The organism is Methanomassiliicoccales archaeon, assembly GCA_013415865.1.
GTDB lineage: Archaea > Thermoplasmatota > Thermoplasmata > Methanomassiliicoccales > UBA472 > MVRC01.
Map to the genome: position 1 here is coordinate 110644 of CP058896.1, position 20699 is coordinate 131342.

Here is a 20699-nt window from a genome sequence, read left to right on the forward strand (position 1 = left end):
CATTTAATTTATCAATGAGCATAAAAATCCTTTCTGACCGGGTTTTAAGGATCCAACATCCAATCATGAACCCATAGATCAACATTCCTCAGCTCCTGGGGATTTAATATAATCAAGGACGCCCCCTCCTTGAATTTATACACCAATAAATACGAAAGAGACCGTTATGATCCAACTTATATAGTCACACCCTCCCTATCTTTCATTGATGAACGATGGCCCTGTAAAGATCGAGGTATTCGCCGTACTCTGCGCAAAATGCAAAAGGATGGAGCTGGTCGTCCATGCGGCCTCCGAAGAGCTTCCAGATATCGATGTGGAGATTGTGAAGAACCAGGACCTTATATCATTGAGAGAAAGGGGGGTCATGGCGAACCCTGCGCTTATAATAGATGGCGAGATCGTAGCCCAAGGAACGGTCCCATCAGTGGAGGAGACAAAAAGGTTGATAATCAAGGCGCATGAGAAAAGGATGAAAAGGGGAAGGTCAGATTGATAGAGGTCCCGAATGAGATAAAATATCGATTTTGGGCACCTATCTATGATGGGCTGATAAAACTACCCTACGTCAGGGAAGCGCGAAGAACTTCGTTGTCGCACCTAAACTTAAGAGCGGGCGATAATATACTTATTGTCGGAGTAGGCACTGGGGAAGACCTATTATTCATAGGGCCAGATATTCATATTGTCGGTGTCGATATCACACCATCCATGATCAAAAGGGCAAAAAGAAAGATTCACAGGGCAACATTGGACCTGGCCATCATGGACGCGGAAAATTTAGCCTTCAGGGACGGCTCCTTTGACGCCGTCGTCCTGTCTCTTGTCGTGACGGTGGTAAATAGGCCAAAGGTGGCCTTGGACGAGGCGGTGAGGGTCGTGAGGCCCGGAGGTCAGGTGATCATTTTCGACAAATTTCTCAAGGGAGGGCGTCTAGGCATATCAAGGAGAATGTTGAATGCTGGATTAGAGATCCTTGCCACCAAAATAAATGTCCGGGCCGAGGAGATCATTGACACCTCGAAAGTCGAGATATTGATGGACAAACCAATTATGATGAGAGGTAACATCCGCTCGATCCTCCTTAGAAAAAAACCTTCACCATCTGATCCGGGGACCTAGGACCGATCTCAACATGTCCCTGTGATCATGTTGTAAAGGCATGGAGAATTCGAAGGGCCCCGATCCTGTATGAAGTAGGACATGATATTCACCCTCTTGTTTCTGGCCCAATACCGCCGAGCTGATATCCTTGATATCGATCTGGAAGTTGGCCTCGCTTTCGGCCATCGCGTCATCGATGCTCATATCATGATATCTCAGCGCGTATGTGACACCACATCCGCTGTCGGCATCTCGCCTTGCCATTATCGCAAGCCCTGCGCTTTTTGGCCGGACAGGAGAAATTTCGTCGGTGGGAAGTGCCTTACAGAATATCAATCTGGCATCGGTCACTATGATTGTCCAGACACCTGCGAGGCGGCCCTCCCCGTGGACGTAGGGAATGAGGCCCAATCTCCTCTCCGGCCTTTCTTCAACTATTCTTCCGAACTGGTCCACTGCCCTTTTCTTCCCGCAATAAGGGCAGAACATCATATCCTGTGAGACCTCCCTTCCGCAGGCCTTGCAGCTTACCATGGTACCTTCCATGTATGAGGTGATAGATAATCTCATCTCGGTCTTCCGACACACGACATGTAGATGACCGATTCCTTTTCGCCGTCCAATCCCAGGATATGGTTGGCCTCATCATCGTATATCGCAGCGACGTGGCAACATGACAGGCCCACCGCGGCACAAGCAAGGGCAAGGTTCTCTGCTATATGGCCCACATCGATGCACACGTACCTATAGGCCCGTTCACCGTATTTCCATCTCGTCCTTTCGAAAAGGCAAGACCATAATATATCAAAGGCCGCCTCTTCAAGCATATGCTGGTCCAGCCCTGAGGCCGCGACCCTTCCCCCAGCAGCACCTTTGTACAATAGTTCCAGCCCATGTGCCCTGATGTTGTAATGATAAATGCCTTTCTCGAGGCCCTCAACATTGTTCACGCAAACATAGGTCTCAATGGGATAGAGCGCTCCCGCCGAGGGAGCGGTCCTGAACTCATGGCCTTTTTCTTTCCTGTTGATCCCGGTCGATGCCCAAAGCAAGTAAGAGATCTCCTCCATTGAGCAAGGTTCTCTAGAGAACGCCCTACCGCTCCTTCGTTGCATCAGGCATTGGTCCAACGTCTTTTTTCCGAGAAAGACCTTCTCCAAGGCTATCATTTCTATTGGACCATATTCCTTGTATGTATCAGGCTTTGAGCTCCAGTCCAATACCCGCTCGCCCATTGCCCCCCTTCTGTGCTTCGTCTCTCGCCAGAACCTTTCTCCGATATCGTTAGACAATGCCACCCCTCCTTCAGGCCTCTACAAACTCATATCTAAGATGATATTTGTTCTACCAGTATATACAGATCGGAATAGCGCGACCACCGACCCCTCATTTTATCGCTTGACCGACTAAGGATTATGGAGCACACAATGATAAAGACCAGTAAGCAGTGCCATTGCTAAAGAGATGATCGAGCTGAGAATGACCTCCTCCGCGTAGATTTGAATGTTGGGGCACCCTCGTTGATGCACTCCATTATCAAAAATTCAAATGCCATAAATGGCGATCATATTCATTCCATTGGTCGCTAGAATCTACCCCTTGAACCGCCACCTCCAGTCCCGCCTCCACCAAAGCCCCCCCTTCCCCCTCCTCTTGTGAAAAGGTACGGGATGAGCAAGAGGACCCTGCCCTTGGTCACAATGGTCAATAATATAAAGACGACAACGAAGATGGCCAGTTGCCAGCCGTTCAATGGAATGAACCATATGGGGTATTCCTCCCATGGGTCGTTTCCCTCGGAGATATACTTTTCATCGAGCTCCAGGCCGATGGCATAAATATAAAGGGTTATCCCCCATGAAAGGTCTCCCTGTTCCATCGCCGGGATCAGATATTCATTCTCGAACCCTTTGAGCACGAAACCTGATAAAATATCAGAGACGCCATCTCCGGTGACCGTCCTCCATCTGATGTCTCCCACCTCGGGGACAAGGAAAACGACCAATACCCCGTTGTCCTTCCCTTCTTGCCCTATACCGTTCTTCTCAAATGTTCTTATGGCGAACGTATTAAGGTCGTAGCTCCCTGTATTGTCGACTATCAACAGCGCGATCTCGCATGAATTGTTGTATTCAATATAGGTGCAGAAATCCTGTAGATCGTTATAGTCCGATTCCTGGAGGACGCCGACCTTGTCATTGATATAAGGCTCTAGAGTGGGGATGCCCTCGTACTTATCATTATCATCGCGCAAGTAGAAGTAAAAGAGCGCGACTGCGATGACGATGGTCACGACCACAATGATTACTATGGCCTTATAGGTCTTCTTCCTGTCCATCTCATTACCCATCAAAGACCTAGGCTGTCATCTGGAAGTTCACTTCCCCAATATGGTCTCTCTTCAAATCCCCACATGCCTGCAAACAGCATCGTCGGGAATGACCTGATGCTCGTGTTGTAATTTCTGACAGCGTCATTATAGACACTTCTTGCATAGGACAATTGTTCTTCAAGGTCTACGACCTCGGCCATGTACTGCGAGACAAGCTCGTCAGCCTCGAGTTGAGGATAATTCGTCCACGTTGAGAGGACCAGGATGAAATTTGTATCAATCTGAGAGCTGATGTTGATCAAGGTCTCATCATCTGCCCCTTGGTTCAACGCTTGTTGCCATTGTGTTTGGAGCATCGTCAGATTGGTTATCAGGGAAGATTCATAGACCTTATAAGCATCCACCTGCGGCAACAATTGACCTAAAATGTTCACCTTGGTAGTATATCTGTTCTTGATCAAGGATGAAGCTGAGTTCACATCCTGTTCCTTGCCGACAACATTGTTGTAAGCAAGCACGATCCACAGGAGCATTATTACTACTATCGCAATAGTGACGGTTATGATGAGTATCTTCTTATTAGACGGACTCGCCATGTCTGGGATTAATGTAGGTACAGATATTGAATCTTTTGTTACTTGGTCATTTCCAAGAGGGTTTTGGACCTCCTTGTGTCATTATGAACGGCAGATAAACAAGCTTTGCGTCACGGCATGTCAGCGAGTAGTCTAGTTTCTGGAGGACCCCAGGTTTGTCCGCCTGTATCGTCACGAAGATAAAGTCTGCGACCTCCTCGGCCTCTTCGTTTGATAACTTCAGAGGCAGTCTTGCCACCTCACCAAAATCAAGTCTGGTCGAGTATCTTGGAGGGTTCAATGTCAATTCCATCGCCAGATGTTTGAACGTTCCAACATCCAGTTCGGACGCCGGGATGAACATAAAGATGGACCCTGCGCCGTTCTCCCCCCTGATAAACTCTGCAAGTTTGGCGAACGACCCCCCAGATATCTTAGAATCGTGGATCGAGAAATTGCACCAGACACGCCAAAAAGGCATGAACTTCTTGTCGGAGGTTGCGTTCCTGACATAATCTGCGATCTCATAGTCAAGTACCTTGGTTTGTCCGTTTCTTATATGCATCGTCTGGCAATTATCGCAATAGAAGACGATGTCCTTCATCTTGGAGTAAATGGGCCTGGAACATTGTGGGCATCTGACCTGTAAGACCCTCATTATATCCTTCCCCCTAGGTCGATGCGACCTTTAAGAATGTCCTCCACCAAACCGATGTTCTTCACCCCGTCAAGACCATATTTTTTATCAGGAAAATCCCCCTCGATGATCTCAGAGCCGTGCCTGAAGAAAAGGTAGCCCCCAAAGGTAATAACGGCCCCGGCCGCAAGGCCGATAATAGAGAACAATGGGTCAGCGCCGGCCGATGCACCGAAAAATAATGACCCTGCGGCGACCAGGCCTCCGACCGTCGTTCCTGCCGTTATTGCAAGGCTCTGGAACAATGCATCGCCAGGTGCCCTTCCTGATATAACCTGTCCAGAAACGCCATCAACGGTATAGATGTACATCCTCTCTCGGTATGAATAGCGCACGACCCATACTGGATAATAGATCATCGAGATCCCTCTTGGGAGGACATGGACCTTCTCGAAGGTCACATGCGGCACTCTTGATTCCCTTCGGGCCTGGTCCATTGCCATCGACCGCATCCTGTTCAAGGCATCGTCCTTGCTGGTTGTCGCCTCATAGGTCGGGATGTTCTCAAAATCCTCGAGGACGGTCTCACCACTGAGATTTCTAAGTTTTTTGATCCCCAGGTCACCTGGGTCACATGCGATCTCTGAGTACCTGTAATCGCTCAGGACCATCTCCTCTTTTGGGATCCGCTCTGTCCTGGTATGCCCTTTGGAGTCCGAATAGGTCCTTTCCTCATATCCACATATCCATCCCATCACCCTCATGGTGGACGACCAGAACGGTAGATAAATAGGATATACCTCCAAGACCTTTGCCAACCTTTTCAAATCCCTTGCCTTCCATCCTTTGCGGAACCAGGTATTTGACAGCGCGATCGCAGAATCTTGGCTCACCCTGTTCTTGAAAGCGATCGTGGCAACCCCATTATCGCCCTCGATGAACAGCATCGATCCGCAATACTGACAATTGATGGCCCTTTCCCCCTCTTCAACATTGACCGCGCCCCCGCAAGCTGGACAATCAAGTCCCACAGATATGCCCATCTTACAACCTCCTCGCCACCCAGAATGATGCCAAGAATATGCCCGCCATGGTCACCATTATTAAAACCCCAGCGAGCATCGGGTTCCAGATCGCCAGTAGCCCTTCGATCAAGAAAGCTAAGAAACCGGTCGTAGCAACGGTCATGTATCCTGCGGAGGACCTCTTAGGGAAATCCCCTGCGAAGACCTCGCCCGAGGTTGCTGATATCACGACCTTCCAGTTCTTGCCCTCGAAGGCATAGTCAAGAACATAGATAGGGAAATACACAAGTGCCTGCTCCTTTGCCTTCCCAGGCAACCGTCCGAGGTATGAGGTCATTTCTATATCTGGGATCACCATCTCGATCCCGCCGACATTGAAGTTTTTGTCGAATATCACCATATCCCCGGCAGGCACCTTCAACGAGTGAAGACCTGGCAGGGTCGTGGATGCTGCAGGTTCCACAAAAACCTGGTCGGTCCCATTTACATCCCTTTTAAAAAGATAGACGGGAAAATACCTTTTTTTTAGGCTAACGATATGGGCCAATCTATCAAGATCCTTTGCCCTGGTGGAACCACCCGCCCATCTTTTGAAAATACCTACGACAGAATCCTCATCTATCGCAAAGCTCAAAATATAATAAAACCCAGCTCCGCTTTTATCGATGAATATCTCTGATGAACAATATCGACAACGGACCAACCTGTCCTTTACATCATACTCGACAGGCGCCCCGCATTTCGGACAATTGAAGATGGCCATCTAGCCACCTCAGCTTATGGTGTTGCCGCACTCTGGGCAGAATTTTGCCCCAGCCTGAACATCCGATCCACATTTTGGGCATTTCCTCCTTTGCAGGTTCGTCCCACACTCTGGGCAGAATTTGGCATCTATCGTTACAAGGGTTCCACACTTAGGACAGTTGATCTTCTCCATTACCATCTTGGACCCACAATTGGAGCAGAATTTGGCCGATGAGGCGTTCTGGGACCCGCATTTTGGGCAAAGGACATAAGCCGTTGCGACCTGTGGAGCGGCGCCTCCTTGTGCAGGTGCATTGCCTTTCATAGAATCCAGCATCTGATAGCCCAGGCCGATCCCCGCACCGACCCCGACGCCCACACCCGCAGCCCCCCCAGACGGGTTCTGCGCAGCCTCTCTTACCGCCTGACCGGTCTGGTATTGCATATAATTCGCTCCCACAACGGACATTGAGGACCTTGTATCCACTGCCTTTTGTACCTCATCGGGGAGCGATATGTATAGTCCAGAAACCTTATCGATGCCAACACCGTAAAGTTCGAAATGGTTCACTGCCTTTGAGAGCACAAACTGCTCGATGTTCATCAGCTGGGATGCCAGGTCAGCTACCCCCATTCCCTTGCTCTTCATCTCTCCGATGGCATTGTAGACAAGGATGACCATTTGTTCCTTTATCCTCTCCTCGACCTCAGCGGAGGTGGCATAGTTGAAGGTCCCGACGAACTGGTTGACAAAATTCTCGGGTTGGACGACCTTGTACCTGAACTCTCCGAAGACTCGCAGGTTGACCATCCCGAACTCGTTATCGCGGAATTGATATGGCTGTTTTGATCCGAACTTACCATCGAATGCCCTTTTTTGAAGATAAATGACCTCAGCCCTCTGTTCTACCCCAGCCAATGACTTCAAAAGTTTTCCTACCACCGGCGCATTTTGACTGGTCAGGGCATATCTATCAGGGCGGTCAAAATATGTCAGGACCTTTCCATCTCTAAAGAAGACAGCTATCTCGTCTTCCCGGACCACGATGTTATCGTTCATCTTTATGTTCCTAGGCAAACGGTACATGATGTTGCCACGCTTCGTCGAGTCCTCCCATGCGAAAGTTTCCGATCCGATAAGGCTCATCTCATCACTGCTCCGTTCCCTGGATCACCGAAAGTCGCTTTCCGAACTTTTCTTCAAGCTCATCTAGCTTCGCCATGATCTCTTTGAGGTCAGCCTTTATCATCGTCTCATCTTGGCTTACGATGGAAGATGAGAGACCCTCTATACATTGATCTATGATGGCCAACGTCTGTAACATGGCCAGGTCCCATTCATAGAGTCTGTTCATCTGAGAAGAGTCCATGCGAATGTCCGAGACAAGGCCGGAATAACCCCCCTCGGCATGGTCTATCTGCCCTTGAAGCTTCTTGATCTTGAGGTCGATGTTGCCTGCCATCTCAACGTTCTTGCTCAATGGCATTATCGAGATGAGCTCTGAGCGCGCCTCGTCGACCTTGTCTCTCTGGTCTTTTAGCTTTTTAACGAGAGCCATCCTGAGCATTTTGTCTGAATCCCTGAGGTCTTCTCTGATCCTATATCCACGGTATCCAGGGACGATCAATTGGATCTTTTTAAGGACCCCACGGTCCTCCTCGACCCTCTGTCTGATGTCTGCCATTTTTTCCCCTGAGGACGAATATCAAGGGGTCTGATATTAAAAGCATCGTCCTGGCATTCAATAACGAGGGCACCTTTCAGGTTTTTTCTTTGAGGTCGACCTCTCCGCCAATAACCCATCCCATTATTGTCATAAAAACGACTATAAGAAAAAAGATCGACTCATCCGTGAAATAATACATTATCTCCCCGACAATGATGCCTGAAACAAAACCGAGGAGGGCAGCTGCCATCTTGTTGGATATTTTCCTCATCAGTGCCCAGCTCCTGTCATGTTGGTTAATGGTCGAAGGGAAGATTAATTTTATTGTACGGTTAATTTTAGTCATTTGTTGGGAATTCTTAATTCCAGTATTGTCATTTTCGATGTTATGTTCAGTTAATATAAATATATATTAGATGTTTGTCTAATAAAATTCTGACAATTTTCATATATCGACGCATAGATGCGCATCGGCTAATCATAAAGCAGGGAGCGTATCGAGAATATGCAAATAATAGAGAACTCTAGGTCTACAACCGGAACAAACACCCGCGTGAAGGATGTCAATCCAACGAGCGGGATGTGCCCTTTGTGCATCGAGGAATGCAATGTTCTGTGCGAGGTCGGTAAGTCGGCCTTCCGAGGGAGAGAGGTCTTGTATCCATCCCCCGAGTATTTCGGAACCAGCACCGCCTCTTCAAACAAGGATTTCTTTTTAGACTGGTCTCATTTCCAGATAATGGCCGAACTGATAGGTGCATACGGGATCGAACAGTCCCCGGATAAGGCATTCTTTGAGAACGTTGACATCTCGACCAAAGTTGCGACCAGAAGCAAGAAACCGATAACATTGAAAATACCGCTTGTGATCGCAGGCCTAGGATCGACCGCCGTAGCGAAGAGGAATTGGGAGTCTTTGGCTAAGGGTGCCGCAATGGCCGGGATAATCGAGACCGTCGGCGAGAACGTTTGCGGAATGGACCCAGACGCCGTCTATTCAAAAGGAAAGGTGCAGAGGTCCCCGGATATGGAGTTCAGGATAAGTTCATACCGCGAGCTCTGGGACGGAAAGCATGGTGACATAGCCGTCCAGACCAACGTGGAGGACGGTCGAGGCGGCGTCGATGAATATGTCATGTCAAAGCTTGAGGTCAATATTATCGAGCGTAAATGGGGACAAGGCGCTAAGGCCATCGGAGGAGAGGTAAGGTTGACCACCTTGGAAAGGGCGCTAGAACTAAAGAAACGCGGATATCTCGTCTTGCCAGACCCTGAGGACAAAGATGTTCAGGCCGCATTTAAGGCCGGAGCGTTCAAGACATTCGAAAGGCATAGCAGGGTCGGTTTCCCTGACCTGAACTCATTCGTTGAGGATGTCGATAGATTGCGTTCCGCAGGAGCTAAGTATGTTTTCCTTAAGACCGGTGCATACAAGCCTGAGATAGTCGCATTCACGATGAAGGCCGCCTCAATGGCAAAGGTCGATATGCTGACCTTCGATGGCGCAGGAGGTGGTACTGGCATGAGCCCGGTCCAAATGATGAACGAGATGTCCACGCCTACCGTTCACCTTGAAGCCCAGGTTCTCGAATGCGCAAAGATACTGCAAAAGAAGGGCAAGTTCATCCCAGACATGATCATGGCAGGCGGTTTCGTGAACGAGACCCAGATGTATAAGTCCATGGCGATGTCAAACATCGGTGGAGGCCCTCTTATCAAAGGGATAGCGATGGCCCGATCCCCCATATTGGCGGCCATGAAGTCACAGTACTTCGCTCGCCAGGCAGCTGAGGGAAAGCTGGCGAAGAGCTTCGCTGATGAGTATGGTGCAGACCCTAACAAGTTTTTCATACTGGCTCCAGAGATCAAACAGATGTTCCCGAAGAAGGTTCTTGGGAAGGACATCCCATGGGGAGCGGTCGGTCTGTATACCTACTTTGATAGGATAGGTATCGGTCTTAAACAGATGATGGCAGGTTCAAGAAAGTTCAAATTGGAATATCTTGACCGTAGCGACATAATGTCCTTAACCCCCTATGCGGAAAAGGTCACTGGCATACCAACGCTCGAGAACTATTCCAACAGGGTCATGCCTGGGATATTGGAGTATTGGGACGAGTGATCTCTTAAAAAACCTTTTACTTTTTTCATATTTGGCATAAGATAATATTTTTATAATGGACATCACCATCAGCTTTTAACCGTTCCCAAGTGGGGCGGGGGTCACCGATGAGGTGAGGGCGGAACTTTCTTAGGAGGAGAGGAACGCACAAACGGGTTTGGCAAGGGGGAGGCCGAACCCTTTCCAAACCCTTTTTCACTTGTTGTTAGAGAAGTTTTCATGCTATTACGACAACTCATTAATTATCACCTAATGTTTGTCATATGTTTCTTCTAAAATGATCCCACTTTCTATATGATGATAAAAATAGGGATGGTCTTTCGACTTCTCATCGCTAAAGTAAAAATCTTCTTCTTAGGTTCAGCCACGTCGTTATATTTGGGGAGGATCAAAATATTGTAGCCTCTTCTTATAGTCGTTTATAAAGAAATTAACAGCATCGCTGAACAGAAGAAAGTCACATTTTTTCCAATTCCCCTTCCACGGAGCTCGTTTCAAGAACTAAATCATATATCCTGTCGGCAGCCCGTCAATCATTGCAAACTCTTTTTGGAAGGAAGATCGAGAAATAAAACAAATTATCTTGATGGTGTTAGTCCAATCGGATATCTTGATAGGCAAGGTATGAGATGGTATCAGTAAGGCACAACAGATTGATCACAGAGAACAGCCCATATTTATTACAGCATGCATACAATCCCTTGGATTGGTATCCTTGGGGAGATGAGGCGTTCGAAAGGGCCAAGAAGCTTGATCGCCCGATTTTCCTTTCTATCGGTTATTCGTCATGTCATTGGTGCCATGAGATGGAAAGGGAATGTTTTGAGGATGATGAGGTCGCAGAGGCATTGAATGCGGACTTTGTCAACATCAAGGTAGATAGGGAGGAACGGCCCGACATCGATGCGTTGTACATGAAGGCGTGTCAAATACTTACTGGAAGAGGAGGATGGCCTTTGTCAATCTTCATAACTCCGGATCGAAAGCCATTCTATGCAGCGACCTTCATACCTAAAAATTCAAAATATGGGATCCCGGGAATGATGGATATCCTTCCTACGATCGTTCGGATTTGGAAGGAAAGGAGAGAAGATATTTACCAGATTGCAGAGATGGTATCTGGCTCTCTAGAACGAAACGATATTGATACAGCGGAATGTAAGCTAGAGCAATTCGACAGATATGTGTTCGAAGGGCTTTTGACTACCTTTGAAGAAAAGTATGGCGGATTTGAGGTGGCACCGAAGTTCCCCTCCCCTCACAAGGCGATGTTCCTCCTACGGTATTGGTCGACGACAACAGATCAAAGGGCCTACTCAATGGCAGAATATACTTTACGAAGGGTCTGCCTCGGGGGTATAAGGGATCATTTGGGGGGAGGGTTCCACAGGTATTCGACCGACAGACGTTGGAAGGTCCCACACTTTGAAAAGATGCTGTATGACCAAGCATTGCTGTCGATCGCCCTGACCGAGATGTTCCAAGCATCCAATGATCCATTGTTCAGAGAGGCCGCTATCGAAACGATCGATTATGTCCTCAAAAATCTTAGGGACAAGAATGGAGGATTCTTTTCCAGTGAGGATGCCGACGGTCCAAATGGGGAAGGTGCGTATTATACCTGGACATTGCGGGAGATAGATGAGATATTGGAAAAAGAAGAAGCGGTCCTTATAAAAGATATCTATGACCTGAGAGAAAAGGGTAATTTCAGGAGTGATGAAGGAAGGCTTGATGGAAGGAACATATTTCACATGGAGAGGGACATCAGAGAATATTGCAGGATCAAAGGTCTCAACGAGCTTGACGTCGTTGCCCTGCTAAATAGGGCCAAACTATCATTGAAGAAGGCAAGAGGGAAGAGGCAAAGGCCTGCATTGGATGACAAGATCCTCCTGGATTGGAACGGTTTGATGATCGCGGCATTATCAAAGGCAGGAAGGGTCTTAGAGATCTCGGATTATATAGACGAGGCGGAGAGGTGCGTCTGGTTCATAGAAAAAAACATGGTCGCAGGCGATGGGAAATTGTTGCATAGATATCGAGAGGGAAGATCAGGGATCAACGCATTCCTCACAGACTACTCGTATTATGCATGGGGGTTGATCGAACTGAATCAGGCGACGATGAAAGAACAGTATCTAGAGCTTGCCTCAAAGCGGGCAATCGAGATGAATGAGATATTCTCCGAACCTGAAGGTGGGTTTGTCATATCCAGAGAAAAAGATATGATCGCAAAAGAGATGGAGGTGTATGATGGCGCTATACCTTCTGGAAATAGCGTGGCGATCTATGTGAATACCCTTCTCTCGACCATATCAGAGGGCAGTTTTAAAAAATTCGCTGAGAAGGCCATCAAAAGATTGTCGGGCGAGGTCACGGTGCACCCAGAAGCCCACTCCTTCTTCGCTATATCTGCCATTCTGCATAGAGATGGGGTTACTAGCATCAATGTAGGCAAAGAGCATGGGATGCCAGGTAGTGAGATACGTAAAATGGTCGATCGAGCTCCTTTTTTTGACGTTATCATATCTGTTCAAAAAGAAGATGAGCTTATCAAGGGTACCATGGGCCAGGTCTGTAGTTCAAGGACATGTCTAAGTCCATTTGAGAACATAGAAGAATTGAACCTGCAATTAAAAAGAGAGAAAAGAAAAGCGGGTGGTTTTACATCAGATAAGGTCAAAGGCAGCTGATAGTGCACCATCCTCCGCCTGTCGATAATTCTGCCCAGTACCGATGATTATGACGTCTCCGTCCTTTACCTGGAACATACTTCTCAATTCAGCAGAGAACGCCTTTTTATGTACATCGAGGTTGTAATCCGGGAGGATCCATAGCTCACCGCCTTTTACAACGATGGTGGTCGCCCCCTCAGCACCGGCCTTGACCGCAGCGTCCCTTTGCTCCACACCGATCTTGATCTTGTCCGCCATCGACCTGACAAGCACAGCGACCGCCGTTTGCCCTATCGAGCTGTCTGATTTGGTCACCAGTCCGACCTGGATCGGGAAGCCGTTGAGGAAGTCCAATCCTTTCTTGGATATCGTCACCCCTGTCTGTTTTATCTCCACCAGATCATGGTCACGTAGGTACTCCAATATGGTCCTCATGCTTCCCTCTCCGACACCTATCGTCTCTGCAAGCTGTTTTCGCCCCCGGCGGCGGCCGTCGGCGATCACTGCCAAAGTCTTATAGACATGATAGTCTGCGAATCGATGTACGGGTCCATAGCGGGAAAGGTCGATGAGCTTCATGGGTCAGAATACCGTCACTTTGCCATTTACAACTTTCTCTGTGACCTTGCCTATGTCGTCTAGCCAGTTGTCAGCAATAGCTCGCGCCTCGTTCTGCCATTTCGCAGCTTTTGCCCTTGCTTCCGGGGCAAGGAAGAGCTGGACACTGCAGGTCTGGGGGTCGCTGATGGGCCTCCCGATCTGTGAAAGTATGCGGACATGGGCCTCAAGAATGTCTCCCTTACCTGCTTTGACAACGTCAGTGGCTATCCAATTCGCCAAAATGTTGTACATCTTCCCAACATGGGTGATCGGGTTCTTACCTGCGCTCGCCTCCATTGACATTGGGCGGTATGGGGTAATCAGACCGTTCACGCGGTTTCCACGACCTACGGACCCATCATCCCCGTTCTCAGCGCTCAATCCTGTTACAGTGAGATAATAATTACCTGAATCGGGGTTGTCCGCATGATTGATGTCTACTTTGATGTTATAGTCTGTATACTTTACAGCATAGTCGTGGACGAGGTTCCTCATCTCTTCGACGACACTTGAATAATGGTCGGCATCAGGAATATAACGGTCCACCATGGCGCAGGCGATGGTCATGGTGATATCCTTCCCATTCCGGGCGCACATTACCTTTACATCCTCGCCGGTCTCCTTTAGTTTCTTTTTCATGGCACCGTTGATATATCTCTCGGTCTCCAAGCAGACGGTCTCAGTCTCAGACAATGGCGCATATGAACATCCAAAAGAGGTGTCGTTGGCAAGCAAACATCTGTTACCGCTATAATCTGGGGTGCATTTCTTTTGCAGTTCATCGAAGTTTTGGATCAGGTCCTGAGAACCCTTTCCGATCTTGCAGTCGACTATGACATCATTCTCTATGTCTAGGTTCGGGAACCTTTTCAGGTACTCCTTTGCTGCATTTATTGCTGTGGTGGAATAAGGAAGTCTTTCCCCGTTGACCTGGGTTATTGCCCTTCCAACGAGGAGGATGTATATCGGCTCGAGCATCCTTCCACCTCCGAATTTCGGTGCGCTCTGACCTCCTACGACCTCGTTCTGATCGGTATTGTGGTGGAGTATCTCTCCGCAATATTCAAGATACATCTTGCAGAGGGCTCTTGATACTGATTCCGCCAATCCATCCGAGATGCTGTCCGGATGTCCGATACCTTTTCTCTCCACAAGTTCCACATTCTGTTTCTCGATGGGGGTAAGGTCGACATTCTCCACGATAATGTTCTTAGCGACCTTACGGGCTACTGGCTTTCTCAATTCAGGATTTCCTTTGACTGTCTTTGCCATTTATATTCACCTTTTTCATGGACCGCGTGACATATTTTATCATGCTGGCCTGACACTCTTTTTCGAATGCGCGTGGTAGTTTTTTCCCCGATATAAGTATGATTGACTCTATTATTCATTTACGAATATTCATATAGGAATAATAACATCCCTAATCACATGAAGTTTCCCGAGGAAACGGAGATCAAAAAGCTAAGGAAAGGACTGGACATTACTCAAGCTGAGCTTGCTGCCATGTCAGGTGTGAGCCAATCCACGATCGCGAAGATGGAACGTGGCGCGATAAAAGGAAGCTATGAATCTGTCACAAAAATATTCAACGTCCTGGAACAGGAGATGAACAGAAGAAAACAAGGTCTCAGGGCCAGGGACGTTATGACGCCCAACGTAATCTCCATACAGATGTCTGATTCGGTCAGGCATGCTTCGGATCTTATGCGTCAGAGCGGTTATTCACAATTGCCTGTCTTCGATGGAAAACAGCATGTAGGGAGCATCAGTGAATATGACATTTTGAGCATGCTCCGTGAGGGCCGGAAAATGGAGGATCTCGGCCAGTTGCATGTATCGGAGGTCATGGCCGATCCATATCCTATCGTGAACGAGGATACTCCCGCTGAGGCGTTGACATCGTTGCTGTCAACGACCGATGCTGTCATGGTCTCAAGAAAGGGCTCGATCGTGGGCATTTTGACCAGATCAGACATACTCAAATTGCTATCATCTTAAGCCGTCATTCTCTTTGGTGCACCTTTACTATATCAAGGTCGTTCGGTAGAAAGGTGTTCGGGAACACTTCTTTCGCTTCTCTCAATAAAGATGACGTGTCCGAATATCTCCCGCTCACATGCACCAAGTATAGTGAGATGGCCTCTGCCTTGACCGCCACCTCAGCGGCCTGTCTCGCGGTCGAATGGCGATATCTGTTCGCTTTATCCTTCAACTCTGAATCGGTGGTCGCCTCATGGACCATGACGTCACATTTCATCGCCGCCTTGACGAACATGTCATTTGGTAAGGTATCTCCTGAATAGGCGAGCTTTAATCCAGGTCTTGCCGGTCCTATGACATCTTCGGGGCTGATTATCCTATCATCTAGAATTATCGACCCTCCTTTTTGAAGCCTTGAAAATGCTGGACCTTCATTGACCCCTAGTTCCTTTGCCTTGATTGGGTCAAACCTTCCCATCCGTTCATCTTCCTTTAGGATGTAAGAAAGTGAATTGGGGATATGCAAAGCCTCAACAGCAGCGACCTTATAACCTTCCCCTTCCACCTCATCTTTAGGCCTCAGCTCCCTCCAGAATATATCAAAGGCAAGATCATAGCTCCCCAACATTATGGTTGCCTCTATGACATCCTTTATTCCCTTTGGCCCATATATTTCAAGAGGCTGCGCCCTACCAGAAAAGTTCATTGACTGGACAAGACCGAGCAGACCAAGGAAATGATCTCCATGAAGGTGGGTTATGAATATTTTATCGATTTTCATGAAGGAGAAAGAAGAGCGCATGAACTGTCTCTGTGTGCCTTCCCCACAATCAAACAACACCATCTCCTGTCCGGTCCTGACCGCCATCGCCGAGGTGTTCCTCTCAGGCGTTGGAATGCTGCCACCTGTTCCAAGAAATAAAATTTCCACGTCGTTCTCATGGTCTAGGAGGGATTAATCATTTTCTCGGTATCAGCAGATACCCGCTTATGACTTATGAAGAAAATCACAAGACCGATTATGGCCATTATGGTCGCGATGTACATGGCGCCGTGGTAACCCAGGACATACGACGCCGCCCCTCCCACCATGGCCCCGATGATCGCCGAGATGCTCAGCGAGGACTGGAGCAGCCCTGCACTCGTACCTTTCTCGTCATTTCTTTCCATCACATATTTAATGCTCCCGACATAAAGGCAGGACCATGCTGCAGCTATCGATACCTGTGCAGGGATTATCTGCCATGCCTCTGTGGCCAATGTGTACGAAGGGAATGTGATGATGGAAAAGATGAACCCAAAGGTGACAAGCTTTACCGAACCATATCTGTCCACCATCTGCATGAAGACGAATTGGCTCATGGCATTGACGGCGTATATACCACCGATGAACCAAGCAGCTGCGCCAAGGTCCTCTAGGAACAAAGTATAGATGACCCATATCATGTTCGCTCCTATGTGCCTGAACATGATCGAGAGATAGACGGGAAGGTTGCGATGAATGATCTCCCTTGGAAAGAATGGCACCTTATGGTGAACTTCGTTACCGAAATCGATCGTCAGGGAAACAATGAAAGCGCATGCCATCAAGATAGAACAGAACAGAAATATCTCAAAATAGATGCCAATGATACCGACCGCGAACGTCCCTAGCCCAAAGCCCATTGCCCCGTACGCACTGAATTTCCCGACCTTTTTATCTGAATCATACACGTGAGCAAGCAACGCTGAGGGATACATTCCCGAGCAAAGGCCCATGATCACCCTTACAATGAACAACGACTCAGTGCTTCTGGCAAATATCAGAAGAAATATCGATAAGGAGGTCATCAGCAGGCCTGTCTGTAGGATCATCTTCCTTCCATGTACGTCCGAAAACCTGCCAAAATAATACGATGACAGAAAAAGAGAGGCGTTGAACGAGGCGGTTATCATGCCAATTTGGATCGTGTCCGCCCCCAGATCATTACGCAACATGTTAGGGATGAGCAACGCTGAACCTGACATCGCCGCGCTCGATAGTAGCTGTATCCAGGGCGCTTTCATGATCTGCCCGACTCTTTCAATATAGAAAAAATATTTAACTAAAATTAATGACCGAGCGAACCGATTTTTCTGTCCACTTTGGACCTTTTCTTGTATTCCTTGTAATGGTCCTTACATAGATGTGCCCTTTTTTGACCTTCTTTCATGTCCATGCCAGCCTTGGTCGCGGCTTCCATGGAAATAGACCTTTCGGACTCTTTATCGCATCCCTTCACCCCGCATCTATCCTCGGACCTCACAGGGGACCTCCTCTCTGCCATGATGGCATGATATATTTTTCTTTATAAAATAAATTCCTTCGCTGGAACCTGCTTTCTAGGCTCACAAATCACATCACCAGATATTCTTGATATACCAACATGTCGTTCTCTTTGACGATGATAAAAGTAGCTCCTTCCATATTATCTGCTGACTTTTCAAGGTTAGGTGAGGAGGTAAAAAGGCTCGAGATGAGCGGTGCGGATTGGGTGCATGTCGATGTGATGGATGGGATATTCGTCCCCAACATAACCATCGGTCCTTCGGTCATCAAGAGCCTCAGACCTCATACCCATCTGCCATTTGACGTCCACTTGATGATAACTAAGCCAGAAAGGTACGTAAAGGAGTTTGCATCTGTAGGTTCAGATTACATAACAGTACATGTCGAGGCCTCCGATACAGTACGACAATGCATTCAGATGATTCACGCATTTGGAAAAAAGGCCGGCCTGTCGCTCAACCCTGCGACCCCGTTCAGTATGGTCCGGCCCTATATTTCGGAAATAGACCTTCTGTTGATAATGACCGTCAATCCCGGTTTTGGTGGTCAATCGTTCATGTCTGATGTTGTTCCGAAGATCTCAGAGGCTAGAAGGGCAAGGGACGAGGCAGGATACACTTTCGAGATCGAAATAGATGGTGGGATCAACGCAAAGACAGCGAAGATATGCGTGGAGGCCGGAGCTACCGTTCTCGCTGCCGGGAGCTCTCTGTTCGGTTCTAAGGACATGAAGGGGGAAATTGAAAGTTGGAAAAGATATTGATTTGTCCCATCGCTCTTTATAGAGGTATTTAAGGCAAACAGATGCCTTTATGGTAGGTTACGCATTACCCCCTATCAATATATATACCCTAAAGCGGGAAGTACCATGACTAGGATAGGTTCAAAAAAATCATTGGTTTACAAGCTGGGCATTAAGGACGGGTTCAAGATATATCTGCACAACCCACCTGCAAATTATAGACAGTTCCTAGGCAGGCTCCCGAAAACGGCCGAGGAATTCGATAGGCCCATTGCTGACATGGATTTCATACAAATGTTCGTCACCTCGAAGAAAGATCTTATTGATCAGTTCCCTAAGATGATGGCCTATCTATCTCCAGCAGGAATATTGTGGGTCTGTTGGCCAAAAGAATCTTCGAACATCAAGAGCGACCTGAACGGCATGTTGGTAAGGAACACGGGAGTATCGAACGGTCTGACCGATGTCAAAGTATCATCAATAGACGATGTTTGGTCCGGTCTTAAGTTCATAAGGAAGAACAAGGAAAAATGAGATCGGAGGCGGTCTGTCATGAAGTTCTCCATATCCCAGAGATGGGTCATAGTCTTGCTCACGGTGGTCCTTCCGGTCATCCTTTTAAGTGTCTCAATGGTGTTTGCCTCTAACATCTGCACCTTCATGGCCATTATGTTCTGGATCGGGATGGTGCTCATCATGGCATTTATTCCATATCAAAAGGAGACAGCGTGATCATCGCACGATCTGACCGAAGGCCATCTTGTTGCTCACCCGCACTATCTTGACCTTATATATCTGTCCCTTCCTTGTTTCTGGAACTATTACAACGAACCCTTCGACCTTTCCAACGCCATCCCCTTGCGATCCAAGATCGGTTATGGTGATGTCATAGACCTTCCCCTCTTCCACCGGTTTCTTTCCCTTAAATCCGTATTCATCCTTCATGACCTAATATAGGGGCATCGCTCACTATTCAACCTTTCCCGCTTCGTCAGTTTTGTATATCCTCTGACGTATCGTCGGTAGAGGTTGGTCAAATGGGGGTGAATCTGTCTGACCTTGTGAGATTCCATGAGGTGGACCAGATACAATTAAAGGGCAAGACCGTGGCGATTGATGCCTATAATGCCATATACCAATTCCTGTCCGTGATCAGGCAGCCCGATGGGACGCCGTTGAAAGACTCTCGAGGCAGGGTCACCTCTCACCTTTCGGGATTACTGAACAGAAATGCCAACCTGATCGAGATGGGGGTCATACCAGTATACGTTTTTGATGGAAAACCCTCCAAGTTGAAGATGGCGACAATAGTGGAGAGGTCTGAAAGAAGGCAGAGGGCGCAGCAAGAGTGGAAAGAGGCCGTGACCGTAGGAGACCTTGAAATGGCCTACACCAAGGCTCAACAATCGGCCAAAATAACGAACGAGATCGTAGAATCATCCAGGGTTCTTCTTGTATATCTTGGGATCCCTATAGTACAAGCTCCAGGAGAAGGAGAGGCACAGGCCGCATATATGGCTCAGAAAGGGGATGTCTGGGCAGCATCGAGCCAGGACTTCGATTCTCTTTTGTTCGGCGCCCCAAGGCTCCTTAGGAACCTTACCTTGGCCGGGAGAAGAAAGATGCCCGGGAGGAATGAATACAGGGATGTGAAAATGGAGATCGTAGAATTGCAAGAGGTATTAACAGACCTCGAGCTCTCGAGAGAGCAGCTAATCGATCTTTGCATAATGATGGGCACCGATTTCAACGAAGGGATAAGAGGAATAGGCCCGAAGAAGGGTCTTAAACTTATCCGGGAACATGGAGACCTTCCCAGGGCAATCGCCTCGCTCAACAAAGAAATGCCAGAGTATGAACAGGTCCGAGAGATATTCCTCAATTACGAGCATATTGATGATTATCGATTGGAACTTGCCCCCCCAGACAGAGAAAAGGTGATAGAAATGCTCGTCCGGGAACATGACTTCAGCGAACAGCGGGTGATCGGTGCATTGGACAAGATATTTAAAGGTCGTGAAAAACCTCCAAAAGGCAGTCAGAGCAGTTTAGACATGTTCTAGGAAATCAACACACCCCCTCATTGTCAGATTTTTAGAGGGCATCAATTATTTATTACGGGGCCGATACCCCATAAAGCCTGTGCGAACTCAACGAGGATCTCGGGGGATTCCAGAAACCT

25 protein-coding genes are annotated in these 20699 nt (G+C 47.9%); 9 read left to right on the forward strand and 16 right to left on the reverse strand.

The genetic code is table 11. From position 1 onward, the window contains the following. Positions 1 to 208: 208 nt before the first annotated feature. Complete coding sequence (locus HPY73_00575) at positions 209 to 496, forward strand: thioredoxin family protein (GenBank protein ID QLH74090.1); 288 nt, start codon at positions 209 to 211, stop codon at positions 494 to 496. A 95-nt stretch (positions 497 to 591) separates the two neighbouring features. Then, entirely contained in the window at positions 592 to 1122 is a 531-nt protein-coding gene (locus HPY73_00580; GenBank protein ID QLH74091.1) for a methyltransferase domain-containing protein, read from the forward strand. Here the strand turns inward: HPY73_00580 and HPY73_00585 are convergent. The 10 genes from HPY73_00585 to HPY73_00630 all read right to left on the reverse strand — a co-directional run bounded on the left by HPY73_00585 (position 1099) and on the right by HPY73_00630 (position 8355). Next, positions 1099 to 1638: a zinc-ribbon domain-containing protein gene (locus tag HPY73_00585; GenBank protein ID QLH74092.1), complete on the reverse strand. Its 540-nt coding sequence runs from the start codon at positions 1636 to 1638 to the stop codon at positions 1099 to 1101. The genes HPY73_00580 and HPY73_00585 overlap by 24 nt on opposite strands. A gap of 32 nt (positions 1639 to 1670) precedes the next feature. After that, positions 1671 to 2396, reverse strand: coding sequence for a SagB/ThcOx family dehydrogenase (locus HPY73_00590; GenBank protein QLH74093.1), 726 nt, complete (start codon positions 2394 to 2396; stop codon positions 1671 to 1673). Between the two features lie 293 nt (positions 2397 to 2689). Further along, positions 2690 to 3442: a TPM domain-containing protein gene (locus HPY73_00595; protein QLH74094.1), complete on the reverse strand. Its 753-nt coding sequence runs from the start codon at positions 3440 to 3442 to the stop codon at positions 2690 to 2692. A gap of 11 nt (positions 3443 to 3453) precedes the next feature. After that, positions 3454 to 4032 (reverse strand): LemA family protein, encoded by a 579-nt coding sequence (locus tag HPY73_00600; GenBank protein QLH74095.1) that lies wholly within the window; start codon positions 4030 to 4032, stop codon positions 3454 to 3456. A gap of 46 nt (positions 4033 to 4078) precedes the next feature. Next, positions 4079 to 4669, reverse strand: coding sequence for a hypothetical protein (locus HPY73_00605; GenBank protein QLH74096.1), 591 nt, complete (start codon positions 4667 to 4669; stop codon positions 4079 to 4081). Further along, positions 4669 to 5691 (reverse strand): hypothetical protein, encoded by a 1023-nt coding sequence (locus HPY73_00610; protein ID QLH74097.1) that lies wholly within the window; start codon positions 5689 to 5691, stop codon positions 4669 to 4671. The genes HPY73_00605 and HPY73_00610 overlap by 1 nt, the downstream gene beginning before the upstream one ends. A 1-nt stretch (position 5692) precedes the next feature. Then, positions 5693 to 6436, reverse strand: coding sequence for a zinc ribbon domain-containing protein (locus HPY73_00615; protein ID QLH74098.1), 744 nt, complete (start codon positions 6434 to 6436; stop codon positions 5693 to 5695). Positions 6437 to 6445: 9 nt separating this feature from the next. Next, complete coding sequence (locus HPY73_00620; protein QLH74099.1) at positions 6446 to 7564, reverse strand: SPFH domain-containing protein; 1119 nt, start codon at positions 7562 to 7564, stop codon at positions 6446 to 6448. 4 nt (positions 7565 to 7568) lie between these two features. Further along, positions 7569 to 8102: a hypothetical protein gene (locus tag HPY73_00625; GenBank protein QLH74100.1), complete on the reverse strand. Its 534-nt coding sequence runs from the start codon at positions 8100 to 8102 to the stop codon at positions 7569 to 7571. A gap of 76 nt (positions 8103 to 8178) precedes the next feature. Next, positions 8179 to 8355, reverse strand: a complete 177-nt coding sequence (locus tag HPY73_00630) for a hypothetical protein (GenBank protein ID QLH74101.1) — start codon at positions 8353 to 8355, stop codon at positions 8179 to 8181. Positions 8356 to 8589: 234 nt separating this feature from the next. Here HPY73_00630 and HPY73_00635 point away from each other — a divergent pair, with 234 nt between their 5' ends. Both HPY73_00635 and HPY73_00640 read left to right on the forward strand, forming a co-directional pair. After that, a complete protein-coding gene (locus HPY73_00635) occupies positions 8590 to 10206 on the forward strand; it encodes an FMN-binding glutamate synthase family protein (GenBank protein QLH74102.1) in 1617 nt (538 codons plus the stop codon). Positions 10207 to 10835: 629 nt separating this feature from the next. Continuing rightward, positions 10836 to 12902, forward strand: coding sequence for a thioredoxin domain-containing protein (locus HPY73_00640; protein QLH74103.1), 2067 nt, complete (start codon positions 10836 to 10838; stop codon positions 12900 to 12902). Here the strand turns inward: HPY73_00640 and HPY73_00645 are convergent. Together HPY73_00645 and HPY73_00650 are read right to left on the reverse strand one after the other, a co-directional pair. Beyond that, the gene (locus HPY73_00645; protein QLH74104.1) at positions 12879 to 13463 is read right to left on the reverse strand and encodes a DUF4443 domain-containing protein; all 585 of its coding nucleotides are present in this window, start codon (positions 13461 to 13463) and stop codon (positions 12879 to 12881) included. The two genes, HPY73_00640 and HPY73_00645, sit on opposite strands and share 24 nt — an antisense overlap. A 3-nt stretch (positions 13464 to 13466) precedes the next feature. Beyond that, on the reverse strand, positions 13467 to 14756 hold the full coding sequence (locus tag HPY73_00650) for a methionine adenosyltransferase (GenBank protein QLH74105.1): 1290 nt from the start codon (positions 14754 to 14756) through the stop codon (positions 13467 to 13469). 159 nt (positions 14757 to 14915) lie between these two features. On the opposite strand from HPY73_00650, the gene HPY73_00655 reads away from it, so the two are divergent. Further along, complete coding sequence (locus tag HPY73_00655; protein ID QLH74106.1) at positions 14916 to 15485, forward strand: CBS domain-containing protein; 570 nt, start codon at positions 14916 to 14918, stop codon at positions 15483 to 15485. A 4-nt stretch (positions 15486 to 15489) separates the two neighbouring features. On the opposite strand, the gene rnz is transcribed toward HPY73_00655, so the two are convergent. From rnz to HPY73_00670, 3 genes are read right to left on the reverse strand one after another with little or no spacing between them, the layout of a single operon-like run. Continuing rightward, positions 15490 to 16398 carry a ribonuclease Z gene (rnz, locus tag HPY73_00660; protein ID QLH74107.1) on the reverse strand — a complete coding sequence of 303 codons (909 nt, stop codon included), beginning with the start codon at positions 16396 to 16398 and terminating at the stop codon, positions 15490 to 15492. Positions 16399 to 16412: 14 nt separating this feature from the next. After that, a complete protein-coding gene (locus tag HPY73_00665) occupies positions 16413 to 17513 on the reverse strand; it encodes an MFS transporter (protein ID QLH74108.1) in 1101 nt (366 codons plus the stop codon). Positions 17514 to 17557: 44 nt separating this feature from the next. Beyond that, positions 17558 to 17773 carry a hypothetical protein gene (locus HPY73_00670; GenBank protein QLH74109.1) on the reverse strand — a complete coding sequence of 72 codons (216 nt, stop codon included), beginning with the start codon at positions 17771 to 17773 and terminating at the stop codon, positions 17558 to 17560. 117 nt (positions 17774 to 17890) lie between these two features. Here HPY73_00670 and HPY73_00675 point away from each other — a divergent pair, with 117 nt between their 5' ends. From HPY73_00675 to HPY73_00685, 3 genes are all read left to right on the forward strand, one after another. Beyond that, positions 17891 to 18538, forward strand: a complete 648-nt coding sequence (locus HPY73_00675; protein QLH75587.1) for a ribulose-phosphate 3-epimerase — start codon at positions 17891 to 17893, stop codon at positions 18536 to 18538. A gap of 105 nt (positions 18539 to 18643) precedes the next feature. Beyond that, on the forward strand, positions 18644 to 19051 hold the full coding sequence (locus HPY73_00680) for a DUF3052 domain-containing protein (GenBank protein QLH74110.1): 408 nt from the start codon (positions 18644 to 18646) through the stop codon (positions 19049 to 19051). Between the two features lie 18 nt (positions 19052 to 19069). Further along, positions 19070 to 19249: a hypothetical protein gene (locus tag HPY73_00685; protein ID QLH74111.1), complete on the forward strand. Its 180-nt coding sequence runs from the start codon at positions 19070 to 19072 to the stop codon at positions 19247 to 19249. Here HPY73_00685 and HPY73_00690 read toward each other — a convergent pair whose 3' ends face one another. After that, positions 19250 to 19462 (reverse strand): TRAM domain-containing protein, encoded by a 213-nt coding sequence (locus tag HPY73_00690; protein QLH74112.1) that lies wholly within the window; start codon positions 19460 to 19462, stop codon positions 19250 to 19252. A gap of 92 nt (positions 19463 to 19554) precedes the next feature. Here HPY73_00690 and fen point away from each other — a divergent pair, with 92 nt between their 5' ends. Then, complete coding sequence (fen, locus tag HPY73_00695; protein ID QLH74113.1) at positions 19555 to 20580, forward strand: flap endonuclease-1; 1026 nt, start codon at positions 19555 to 19557, stop codon at positions 20578 to 20580. The last annotated feature ends 119 nt before the right edge of the window (positions 20581 to 20699 follow it).